This window comes from Candidatus Yanofskybacteria bacterium (assembly GCA_016181175.1).
GTDB lineage: Bacteria > Patescibacteriota > Minisyncoccia > 2-02-FULL-40-12 > IGHO2-01-FULL-4-A > 2-01-FULL-44-17.
In genome coordinates, this window is the sequence record JACOZV010000001.1 from 92,067 (window position 1) to 105,474 (window position 13,408).

5 protein-coding genes are annotated in these 13,408 nt (G+C 43.9%); 4 read left to right on the forward strand and 1 reads right to left on the reverse strand.

What is annotated here, in order from left to right; genetic code table 11:
- The first annotated feature begins 61 nt into the window (after positions 1 to 61).
- A complete protein-coding gene (locus tag HYT61_00545) occupies positions 62 to 6,148 on the forward strand; it encodes a fibronectin type III domain-containing protein (GenBank protein MBI2062716.1) in 6,087 nt (2,028 codons plus the stop codon).
- A gap of 8 nt (positions 6,149 to 6,156) precedes the next feature.
- Positions 6,157 to 11,619 carry a hypothetical protein gene (locus HYT61_00550; protein ID MBI2062717.1) on the forward strand — a complete coding sequence of 1,821 codons (5,463 nt, stop codon included), beginning with the start codon at positions 6,157 to 6,159 and terminating at the stop codon, positions 11,617 to 11,619.
- Positions 11,620 to 11,641: 22 nt separating this feature from the next.
- On the opposite strand, the gene HYT61_00555 is transcribed toward HYT61_00550, so the two are convergent.
- Positions 11,642 to 12,364 (reverse strand): hypothetical protein, encoded by a 723-nt coding sequence (locus tag HYT61_00555; protein MBI2062718.1) that lies wholly within the window; start codon positions 12,362 to 12,364, stop codon positions 11,642 to 11,644.
- A gap of 67 nt (positions 12,365 to 12,431) precedes the next feature.
- On the opposite strand from HYT61_00555, the gene HYT61_00560 reads away from it, so the two are divergent.
- Positions 12,432 to 12,965 carry a ribonuclease H-like YkuK family protein gene (locus tag HYT61_00560; GenBank protein ID MBI2062719.1) on the forward strand — a complete coding sequence of 178 codons (534 nt, stop codon included), beginning with the start codon at positions 12,432 to 12,434 and terminating at the stop codon, positions 12,963 to 12,965.
- 54 nt (positions 12,966 to 13,019) lie between these two features.
- Entirely contained in the window at positions 13,020 to 13,355 is a 336-nt protein-coding gene (locus HYT61_00565) for a four helix bundle protein (protein ID MBI2062720.1), read from the forward strand.
- Positions 13,356 to 13,408 lie beyond the last annotated feature (53 nt).

Consider the following 13,408-nt stretch of genomic DNA (forward strand, 5'->3'; position numbering starts at 1 on the left):
AACTGTGTCCAAACATCTAAAAATCATAATATTCTCACTTTTCTTGGTCGCTGGCTTTACTATGAAGTCAGATTTTGCTTCTGCTGCATCCCGTTATTGGGTAGGCGGGGGATCATCAACAAACTGGAATGCTACCGGCCCCACTAATTGGTCAGCCACATCAGGAGGAACTAATAATGACACAGTTCCCAATTCTACTGATGATGTTTTTTTCAATTCCAGTTCCGGTACCGGTAATTCCGTAATTTCTGCATCTATTACCATCAACTCTTTTGATGCTACTGGATATACTGGAACCCTGACCCACAATGCCAGTGTTACCCTGACGATTTCTGGGAGCGGGGTAGTTTTCAAACTAGCATCGGGGATGACATATACAAAAGGAGGTAATACGAGTTCTGCCCTTTCCTTTACCGGCACATCGGGTACTACGATGATAACAACAGCAGGGAAGACTATCGGTAAGATAACTTTTAATGGCGTGGGAGGATCATGGCAATTACAGGATGCCTTAAATGCTGCAGGTACCGCTTCGCAAATTATTTTAACTAGTGGTAACTTTGATTCCAATAATTTTAATGTGACAATGGGATCTTTTGTTTCCAGTAATTCCAATACTCGTACGCTGACAATGGGATCTAGTACTTGGAAGCTTCAAGATGGCGGAACTATCGTTTGGAATCTCGCAACCGTCACGGGTCTTAGTTTGAATGCGGGTACCTCTACGATTGTGATTTCTAGTACGAACGGTAGCGGAAAAACATTCGCTGGTGGGGGACAAACATATTATAATGTTGTTTTTTCGGGGGACAATATCAACATTTCGGATTCCAATACTTTTAATAATTTTGCTATTAATAATGCTGGCCTGACAAATGGGTTAGCCTTGGGGGTAGGGAAGACACAGACTATTATGGGATCATTTACGACTAATGGATCTGCGGGAAGTTTAGCGATTCTTAAAACTACTACATCGGGTAGTACTGCAACTTTGTCAAAAGCGTCGGGAACAGTTTGCGTTGACTACATGAGTATTAAAGACTCAACCGTTAGCGGTGGCGCCTCTTGGTATGCCGGAGCCAACTCCACGAATGTGTCAGGCAATACAGGTTGGACATTCTCTGCTTGCCCCGGTGGAGACACCACCCCTCCCACAGTTTCAATATCTTCCCCAACAGCAGGATTAACAGTTTCAGGCAATACCACGGTTTCAGCCACCGCCTCTGATAATGTAGGAGTATCTGGCGTCCAATTCAAATTAGATGGAGTAAATCTTGGAGTAGAAGATATTGACTCCCCATATTCAATAACCTGGGATACAACCGCTACTACCGATGGCTCTCATGATCTTACCGCTACCGCTCGTGATGCATCAGGCAATCAAACTACTTCATCTGCCGTGACGGTTACAGTAAGCAATCCCACCCCTACCCCCACCCCCACCCCCACCCCCACCCCTACCCCCACCCCTACACCTTTGCCGGCAACTGGTATTCCCGTTATTTTCTTTACCGATCTTGAGTCGGGTCCCAACACAGGCGGAGAGAACAACAATGGCGCCTTTGTCACAATTTACGGCAAAAACCTTTCCGGCAGTACTGTTACAGTGGGAGGAGGATCAGCAATTATTAAACTAACCTCAACCCCATATCTCTGGTATGAAAAAATGGCAATTCAATTAGGAGCGAGTACTAATTCTGGCAATATCATAGTTACTAATGCATATGGCTCATCCAATAACTTACCATTTACTGTGAGAGCGGGTAATGTTTATTGCGTTTCAATGACTGGTGCAGACTCCAATAATGGAAAATTTACTACCGAAACACCGCCATCAGCTGGCGTACAAGGATGTTGGCTAAATGTATACAAGGCAAAAAATACAATTGCCGCAGGTGACATCGCCTATATCCTGGATGGTGCGAACCAGACAACCCCTGAACCAGGAACGGGAGTAGCACTTCAAATTTCTAACGGTGGAAATTTGGGGAATCCGAAGGCTTTGATTGTCTACCCAGGTGGCACTTCTGTTTTAGGTGCCATAGGTAGCGGCGACTGGGTGGGTTCTGTGGGCGGTATTAAGGTACTGGGGAGTGCCAGCAATGCAGACTATATTACCATCGCCGGGTTTACATTCAAAACTTTTAGTAGTGCGCTCTCAATTTCTGGTAACACATATCCCAGCGCACAACACTGGAGATTTATCGGCAATTATCTGACCTGTCCCGGGGGTGATGGGCAGTCCGCTTGTGCCTCCCCGGGTTCCATGGAATACCTGGAGTTTTTAGGAAACGAGATTACGGATGCTGGCTGCAAAGAAGGGGGAACGCAGAATTGTAAACTCATTAGCCCCGCAAACACAATCACGACAGTTGGCACAACACTGACGCTGAGTGGTTTTACTTCTGGCGTGAATCTCGGTGCTAGAATCTGCGTAACGACCTGCGCATCAGGGCAAGTTCGTCATATCGTAGCGGCTGGACCAAATAACCTAAACTGGATACTCGATAGCGCATTCACGTCTGATGTTACGGATTCGACATTTCAGTTTCGTTACGGATTAACATCGAAGCAGTACCACTCTGTTTATGTGGATAACAGTGATCACATCGAAATTGGGTGGAGCTACATCCACAACAATAACTCCTGTCGTGGGATTTTGACCAACTCGACCGGTACAACCGGTGGGCACCAACAGCACGATCTCTCTTACCACGACAACATCATTCATCATCAAACCTGTGCCGGAATCGACCTCAACACCGTGGACCCCAATACTGGGCCAGTCGAGGTCTACAACAATTTGATCTACCATGTCGGGACAGGGCCAACTCCACATGATGGCATCGGTAATCTTGCGTGCATTTATTCTGGTGATAATAATCGAAGCTCTCCAGGGGCTGGAACAATTGAAGTCTACAATAACACACTCTACGATTGCGGTTCCTATAACCCAACTTCAGGCGACAGCGGGGCGATCAATAAGTCTGGTCAAAATGAGAATATTATAATAAACCTCCGCAACAATATTATTTTGCAAAATTCAGGAGAGGTTTATATTAAGTCTTCTGGTAACAACAATATCAACGCCCAAGTTACGGGTAGTAAAAACCTATTTGCTATGGTTTCTGGTTCGGCTCAAGATTTATCGGGATTTACTGGTCTAACCCCCTACCTCACCCTCGACCCCCTCTTCATCAGCACAACTACCCCGGATTTCCACCTCCAATCCACCTCTCCCGCCAAAGATGCCGGTGTATTCACCACCGCCCTCTTTGACATTGATGGTATCTCTCGTCCACAAGGAGCATCTTTTGATATTGGCGCCTATGAGTATCCATCAGGCGCAGTAGCAGACACAACCTCTCCCACAGTTTCAATAACTTCTCCAACCGACGGCTCAACCCTTTCCGGCGCTGCCAATACAATAACTGCCAATGCCTCAGATAATATCGGGGTAGTCGGCGTCCAATTCAAAATAGACGGAATCAATCTAGGTTCCGAAGATACATCATCCCCATACTCTATTAACTGGGACACCACCACATATACCAACGGCTCTCATACCATAACCGCCGTAGCCAGAGATCCATCCAGCAATACAACAACTTCTTCAGGAGTCAGCGTAAACGTAAATAATGAAGTGGCTCCAACTCCTCCGGTCATATCTAATGTAACTGCCTCATCTATCACTACTACCGGCGCTACCATCACCTGGACTACTGATAAATCATCAGATTCACAGGTGGAATACGGCTTAACCACCAGCTACGGTTCATCTACAACTCTTGATTCAACATTGGTTACCAACCACTCAGTTCTATTATCAGGCCTAACATCACAAACAACCTATCATTACAGGGTTAAATCACAGGATACCCCGGGCAACCTAGCCACCTCAGGAGATTTTACCTTTACCACCGCCACACCCCCTCCGGTAATCTCAAACGTCCAAGCTACCAATATCACCGCTACCTCTGTAACTATTACCTGGGCTACTGATCGAGCCACGACCAGCAAGGTTAACTATGGTTTGACTTCCAGCTATACCAATTCCACGGTTAAAGACACGACTCTGGTAACCAGCCACTCCGTATCCATAGGCGGCCTGTCTGCTTCTACTCTCTACCACTACCAGGTTGAATCATCGGATTCAGGCAATTTAACTTCCGTTTCTTCCGATGCCACCTTTACCACGGCCGCCTCGGCTTTACCCGTCATCTCCAATATCCAAGCCACCAACATTACTACAAGCGGAGTCACCATAACCTGGACGACTGACATATCCTCTGATTCGCAGGTAGAATATGGTACCACCACGGCTTATGGCTCATCCACAACTCTTGACTCCACTCTTGTTACCAGTCACAGCGTTGCCCTAACCGGCCTTTCCGCCGGCACTATATATAATTACCGGGTCAAATCCAGCGGAGCGGTTTCAACCAACAAAACCTTTTCAACAACATCGGCTTCCGATACCACCGCCCCCGCCGCGGTTACCAATCTGGCCAGCACCGGCACAACCAGAACATCCGTTGACTTATCCTGGACTGCTCCAGGCGATGACGGTAATACCGGCACCGCTACTTCCTATGATATGCGCTGGCTGACCGTCCCTATAACTGACTCCAACTGGAGTTCCGCCAATATTCTTACCGGTTTGCCTGCGCCAAAAACGGCCGGCACAACCCAGACATATACGGCCATTGGCTTAACGGCTAACATCACTTACTACTTTGCTTTAAAAACAAAAGATGAAAGCAATAATGTTTCAGCGTTATCAAATGTGATAAGCGCTAAGACCAAAACCGATACCGCCACTGGCGGCGGAGGCGGCGGAGCTTCTTCTTTTGACGCCTCGCCCGGGCCGGTTAAGATTTCCAGAATTGGCGAAGCCGACAGTCAGATTCTGTTAGAATGGCGTAATCCAACCGATGAGGACTTTGTCCGCGTACAAATTGTTGTTAACGAAAACCGCCAACCGTTAAATCAGGATGACGGCAGGATAATACTGGAAGAAAACACTACCAAATTCCTCCATGTCAATCTGCGAAACGGCAAAACCTACTATTTTAATATCTACGCCTTGGACTTGGCCAAAAACTTTTCCGAACCGGTTAAGCTCAAAGCTGTCCCCCAAGAAGGAGTATTATCTTTCGCCGAAAACATAGAGCCGCTTGATGTCGCCCAAACAACCCAATACATTGCCCCGAAGATAATAACCGAAGAAGACTTCTCCGTTTTCAGGCCAAGGATATTCCCCAAAGCTGTTTTAATCAGATACGCCTTTGATAAGAACGTCTATTACATAGAAAACGGCAAGAGAAGACTGGTACCCAATTATGCCACCCTCCTTAAACTGACCAATAACAATCCAAACAAGGTTTTAACGGTATTGGATAAAGAACTGATAGACGGTTATTCATCTGCCGCTCCTCTTGAAGAAAAAGACATCACCTCTTTATCAAAAGAAATTACCGCCCAATCAGCTTTGGTTAAAACCAAAGACAAACCGACTGTCTACCTGGTAAATACAATAGACAAGACCAAACAAACCATTCCCACGCTTGCGGTATTCTATTCCTACGGCTTTTCATTCAAAAACGTATCTGAAACCAAACAGGAAGACGTGGATGCCCTAACTGAAGCAGGAGAATTAACTCTTAAAACATTTCCAAATGGTTTTCTCATGAAATCTCCCGACAGTTACAAGGTTTACATAATCCAAGATGGCCAAAAGAGATGGATCAAAACCCTCAAGCTCTTCCTGGGCTTCAAATACATTGATAAAGACGTAACTACCCTGCCTAAAGAATTAATAGAAGCCTACCCAACAGGATCAGATATTGAAAAGCAGGATGAAACATTACCCAGCAAATTACAAATCAAAGTTCCGGCTACCATCCATGCTGACGGCACCCTGGTTAAATTAAAAGATAACTACAAGGTTTACCTTGTAGACAAAACCCAGCTTAAATGGATTGAAACCCAGGAAGAGTTTAAGACCAAGAAATATAAATTAAAAGACGTGATTGCTATTACCAAGGACGAGTTTGAGTTGTATGGGATGGGGGAGGAAGAACCCATCGAAGAGATAACCACGGGGATAGAGATGGGAATAATCCCCTCGTCAAGTGAGGGGCAGTAAGATGACAAATGTTAAATCTAATTTTCCAAAAACTGCTCAAAAAGAAAACGATTGACCGCTTGATTCTAGCGGTCAAAAAGTTTATAGCCGGCACGACGATTTTAATGTCGGTGTTTTACGGCACTCTTTATTATGCCCTAGTCACATTAGCTAGCGAAAACGAACAAGTTCCCAAACCACTTGTCAGTCAGACAGGAGATCCGACCAGTAATCCCGGCAGATATTATTTAGAGTCTCTTAAAAACAGAGCTGATGAAATTGTCGGTCTTACCTTTACAAGCCACGATAATTACCAAGAATTTGTTTTCGCTGGCAATAAAATTATTGAGCCAGCATCAATTACTATAAACGACAAACCATACGTGCCATTCAGATTGCTTTTGTCTTCAAGCAGTAAGGACTACGAAGTTGAACTCAAATCCAAGAAAGGGACGCAAATAATTTCTTTAGCCGGAGATCGTTTCGAGTATTCTATTTTTGAAAAACAACAAAAAGGTTTTTTGAAATTGGCTTCCGTTAATCCGAAATTTCAAATAAAAAATTGGGGGACCGTGGAAGAACCTCAGTCAACACCCAGCTGGCAAGATATTATTTTTACAAATCCAGTATCAACCAGTTGGTCAGTATATGACAATTACATAGAAATCAAACAAAATAGCAATTTTATTACAGGAGAAAAAAATTACAACGCTTGGTTAAAGGTAAAACTTGGTTTTGATAGTTCAGATTATATTAACTCCTGGAATTTCGGCGTATCAGGCCAGGAAAATATTACACCCGCAGATGAATTTAGAATTAGACTGCAGACTGTGCTTGCGGGTAAAATCAAACATCAGACAAATGATAGCGGTAACTTGGAAGTTGGTATAGAGAATCCAAAAAGTAATACAGCTGAGGATGTCATAGATTTGGACAATTTATTTCTAAATCCAACGGCTTCGGTATCTCAAACGCCGAGTATATTACCAGAAGCTACGGTCGGTTCGATACCAGTGGAACCAGAAGTAACTCAATTACCAAGCGCCACCACAGAACCTTCGCTGATTTCGACACCCGAGCCGTCTCTTACTCCGGCTGCATCTGTGTCAGAATCGGGCAATGAAGCAAGCCCTTTGTCTGAAGAACAAGAGACGATCCCGACTCCGCATTTTGAGATTACTTCAACCCCATCCAGCGAGAGTCCAGCCCTAGAATCAATACCGGAGCAGACGCCGGAGCCGATTACTACGTCCCTGCCGGAAACTACTGGCAATCAAGACGAAACCACGCCTGAACCAAGCCCCACCTCGCTATTAAATAAATTCTTTGGAATCAATATTGTAAATGCAGAAGAAGTGACAGAGCAACCAGTAGAAGCAAGCATAGACCCGGTCATTATACCAGAAAATACAACTAATCCAGTCTCCGAAATACAAGAGCCTACTTTGTCGGAAACTGATACCGATGAAACTGCGAATTCTATTATAGCGGAACCGATACTCCAACCACTGATTGAGGGTGCTTCAAGTATTATTAATCAAGTTACCGATAGTTTAACTAATTTTGCAGAAAGTCCGAGTATATCATTGCCGACTTTGGAACCGGAGACAGTTTCTAACAGCGAGCCGGTAACTATTTTTGAAGAACCTATTGTTGCAAGCTCAGATCTTTCGGAGCCCCCCCAAAAGCCGCAATCAATTCCAGCCCAAATTGCAAACGTATTAAATAGTTTGAATCTTTTTTCTGTTACTCAAACCACCATTTCTGAATTAAATTTTGGTTTAGGAGACGAGGGTGGGAGCAATCTCCAGATAGATGAGAATAATAACATCCTAACAACAGAGGTAAGTTTGAATTCCAGCAACAACGGGGTTTCAGTTATACTTTCAGATATCGGTGTGGCCGTTTATAACACCGGTATCTGGATAGCTTCGGGCGATGGCAGTAAATCAACAGATTTCAAACTTCACTTCAATTCCAGCTACGGCGGCGCGATTGATGAGTTGTATCTTGGCACCGACTTTCATACCAACAAAGTGGCGACTCCGCAGGCAGGATCGGGGGGGCTGACATTGATTGAGCAGGATCATTTTTCCCAAGCGGAAACCAGAAGTTCAACCCTGGAAGTGATTGAGCAATCCAAGGTCAGGATAGTCATAGACAACACCTTTAGACTTGGCCCGGAGGCTGGCATAGCCGAAAAGTGGTCAATTTATGCCACCGGCCGGATAATAAAACAAACGATTTTTGATAAATATAAAACTGGCGAGGAAAGGTGGTATCTCAATGCTGCCAAAACCGGTTTTGATTTATCAGCGGGTTATAACTACAATCAGCTGATTTTAAACACCAAACTGGAACCCAATTCCAAAGACCTGATGTTGGTTTGGCAAAATCCAAGTTTGTTGACCTCTTCTTCTTTTGAGGCAGGCGAAACGGATAGTTCATATACAACCGTTGCGAAATTAAACCGTCAGCCGTGGACCTATACTGAATACCAAATGATTGATTTGATGCAAGAGGATTTGAGCATGATTGATAAAACCTCAATAGATGAAAGAGCGAATGATTATCGCAATCCCGACAATCCAGAATTCACGGTCGGCAGTTTCAGAAAGGTCAATCAGCAATATTTTTCTTATGAAATGGATTCGGCCGGCAGTAAAAATCATGTAGTATTCAAAATGGACGGTTCACAAATCGCAAGATTCCATCCGGTATTTGAAATTCACGAATGGAACAACCCAGACCTTAGCGCAATCAGATCATACATGAACCAGAAAAATATGGTTGAGAATCGTGACTATATTGTTGATTTCAGGAATAGTGATCCCGGCACTGGTATTTTGATATTCCACTTTCTTGGCACAGTACGCACCAATTCAGAATTAAGCGCTGACGGGTTTGTAACTTTTGATATTGATCCGGAGGTTACTCCGGGTTCGGGGATACTGGCTTATGGAGGAGGGAATATGCAGACAAGTTTTGTGACTACCGATGCTACAGGAAATAACTTGGGAGCTTTTGCCAGCGTTTCAGCGAGCACATTTAATCCGTTTTGGGTGGTTAATCGTGCCAGTCCGGTTGGCGGTAGTCAGGCCTCCGGTTCGGACAATGAACACTTGGTAGGCGACCTTAACGGCACTGGCAATCTTGAGATGCTGCGCTGGAACGGTACCGCTTGGGCGTTGGATTGGACGGAAAACAATGTTGGTTCACAATCGCTTGATGTAAGAGCGTATGATATTGCTTATGAAAATAGCGGTGAAGCGGTGGCGGCTTGGTCCCAAACTAACGATACAACTGGTCTTATTGAATACAGAGTTTGGAATGGGATTAGTTGGGGAGCGTCAACAAGCTTCACCGTGCCGACCACAAACAAGATTGCTTGGATTGAAATGGCATCACACCCAGCCAGCGGTTCAAATCAAAATGATATTGGACTCTGCTATGTTACCGGCGGATTGAACGAAACCGGTTGTGCAGTCTGGAATGGGACTACAAATACCTGGGGCAATGCGGTGCTTAGAGAAAGCGATTCATTAAATAATAGAAAATCCGTTTCAGTATTTTACGAGCAAAGCTCTGGAGATCTTATAGAAATTTCGGGTATAGAACATACCACAAATGGTGGTGGTGTGGTTTTGACCTATTCAAGTTGGGATGGCTCAAGTTGGACGGCAACATCCTCTTTCAGTAGCGGCAGCGGAACGGGGGATAGTGCCAATGATCTTAGTTGCGCTCCAGCTCCTTTTTCGCTCAACGGCACGACTACGAAGAATAAGGCGGTATGCCTTGCTTATGATGGTTTTGCAGATGACGTGTGGTCGTTTATATGGGACGGTTCGGCGCCTAACAACGAGAATTCAAATACTACAACAAGTACTGTTGCCGCCGGTTTACTTATTTCTGGCGGAGTCAATTGGATTATTGATACGAGAGCTATGGGGCTAATTATTATCAATGTTAGTGCGGGCAGCAACCAAGTTGATTATGAGTACTGGGATGATACTGCTGGCGCTTGGACGCTAAATCAGACATTTACGCATACCACTGGTACTAAAAGAAGTTTTCAGGTTGAACCAAATCCAAACCAGAAAAACACGGCAACAGTTCTTATAAGTGACAATAATACCAATCTCTTTGCTTATGAAGCCAGTGTCAGCGAAACCACAGTTACTTTTAATAACTTGAATAATGGTAATGCAATAACTCAAGATTTAACGAATGTTGGCAAAAACCAAGCATTTATGATGGCCTACGACCTATTCCCCAACCCTACCCAGACGCATTTCCAATGGTTGAATGACGATGCGGGGTTGAACTCTGGGACTGCGGCTGCCGCCCAGGATGCGACATTAACGGGATTAACAAACGGTTCAGTTAAGAGATTGAGGGTTGAGATTTCAAACGAAGGCGCAGGGAGCAAAAGCAGTAATTTCCAGCTGGAGTTTGCCAAAAAAGGTTCTGGTTGCACTCAAGCTACGCTTTCCGCCGGTTGGAATTACAGGGAGATACATACTGATTCGGTAACTGCTTCAGACGCTTTTGATATACAAGATTCAACCAACTTCAGCAATGGGGCGGCGACAACAGCATCATTGAGTGCCAGCGACCCTACCTTTGTAGCGGGTCAAGGCATAGATTCCGCATCATCCACCAGCGCCATTGCTTTGAATGGCAATAACTATACCGAGATTGAATATGCTTTGCAGGCGAATACCAACGCCCAGTCCACGACTACCTATTGTTTCCGCTTGACTGATGGCGGGGCGAGTACTTCGTTCACTTATCAGAGATATGCGGAGGTTCAGACGGGGACGATTGGAGTTTCCGTTCCAACCTATACCGAAGATTTCTTCAGGTTCTATATAAATGTTGACAATATTTCTCCAACCGATCCTTGGCCAACTAGCTCTAATGATTTAGCCGAAAACGCCACAATGTCAGCGCATTTTGCAAGCATTGCCAGCGGCAGTATTATGCGTTTGCGAACCAACATGTTAGTGGGAACGGCTACTCTAAATGCCGCCTCGCAAACATTCCAACTGCAATATGCGGAAGGATTCAACTGCGGAGCATTATCCGGTGGCAGTTGGGCTTCAGTAGGGGCGTCTACAAGTAATACAATCTGGCGATTTGGATCTAATGGAAGCGTAACTGACGGCACGGCCCTATCAAGCGGCGGCACCCTTTTATCCAATTCTGATAATGGCGCGCGAGCTACCTACGAAGAGGGCAATCCATCAGCAGTCAATCCCAATGCCGTAACCAGCGGCCAGCGCATGGAACACGACTGGTCTGTTCAAAATAATGGTGCCGTATCCGGCGCGGCATATTGTTTTCGTATTATCCGTAATTCCGGTACAACCCTCGAAACCTATAACAGGTATCCTCAAGTAATACTAGGCCCGTCAACCGACCAGATTTTACGCCACGGTGCTTTCTTCAGCGAAGGAGTTGAGCAAGGGTATTACTGGTCAGGAATTTAGAAAAAATTAATTTTTTATAAAACTAAATTTTAATTTCTGCCAGTAATTTTTGATTTATCTGGTCCAACTCTTTTAGCACCTGCTCATATAAAGGCCGGAGATCGGATTGCAGTTGTTTGATGTTTTGAATGTATTTAAGGCGGAGTTGATTACTGGTTCTAAACTGGTCTCTGTTGGTTGCCTCAACCAGCTTATCTACTAAATCAATAATGGGTTGGAAATGGGCAGTTATTTTTTTTGTGTAGTTGGCTAGTTCTGGAGTGTCGTCATATTTTTTAAGCCGGATCGTTATTTGTTTGAGGGCATATTGAGTGAGGGAAAGGCGGTACATGAAGTCGCCCTTATTTTCTGATACCGAACGGCTGTTCAAGTCATTTTCAGGATTATATTCTAAAATTTTAGGTAGCAAGTCGCCAAACTCCTGGCGGTAGTTATAATATTGACTCAACGATTCCAAAGCAAGATAACTTTTTTCGTATGACAAAACATCTAACGATAGACGCCGAGAGTTTTTGGTAATATCGGCTAATATTTTTTTAGTTTCAGAAATTTTCTTGATTTTTGCCGTCCCTTCGGTGCTGAGCTTCTGTAAGTTATAAATTTGCGCCCGTAAATTTTGTGCCAACTCTTTTTGGCGGATACGATAGTATATTGGCCCTAGCAACTGAAAAGCACCAAAAAATACAAGTCCAGCAATAGCCGAATAAATTAAACGCCTATATTTGAATAATTTGTCGTACCACATTGTTTTTATTTTATCATTCTCCGCTCTGGGTTGAAAGCCAAGAGTTTTTTTGCTAAGTTTATACTCTATGCAGGAAATAAAAGAAAAAGCAGGTAATTCCTATCAGCAGGAATTTTTTATAAGTCCCTCGCGCGGTCAACGCGAATTTTTGGATATAATAAGCGATATAACCGATTTTGTTAATGAAGATCCGTTGAGCAAATACGTTGTTGTCGTTGGCACCGACTCTGAGGAAACGATAACGCCCAACGGGCATGCCGGCCTTGCCAATTTTGTCAGCGTGATTACTGTTCATCGCGTGGGCAGGCACGGCAGATATTTTTGGAAAAAAATCTCTGATGTTAAAACATTTGATAGGCACGATAGGATGCTGAAGGAGGCGTATTATTCATTGGAACTTGCGCAAAGAGTTGTTGCTCATTTGCGCGAAAAACTAAATGATCGATTGTACGATTTTGAAATCCATCTTGATATCGGCAATAACGGCCCGACCAAAACTATGATTCAGGAAATAGTCGGCATGATTACAGGTAATGGCTTCACGGCTCGTATCAAACCCGATTCATATGCGGCGAATAAGGTTGCGGACCGGCATGTGTAGTAATTTTTAATTTTTAATTTTTTAATTTTATAAATAAACTCTAAATCTAAAACAATGAAATATGATCTTGAAGAAAGGTGTGCGAAATTTGGTGAAAATATAATTTTATTTTTGAGTGGTTTAAAAAAAGATGAAATTAATCGGCCGCTTGTTGGCCAACTGATCAGATCGGCTACAAGTATCGGTGCCAATTACATGGAAGCAAATCAGGCTGCATCCAAAAAAGATTTTATTAATAAAACAAGAAATAGCCAAAAAGAAGCTAATGAGAGCAAGCATTGGCTAAGAATGATTGCTGTTGCTTCGCCGAATCACAAAGAAAGTTGTAGAAAACATTGGCAAGAGGCCCATGAGTTGACGTTAATTTTTGCCAAAATTAGCAAGAGTTAGTTTTTGAACCCTTTTAAACATTAAGATTTATTTAAAAATTATAAAATTACAAA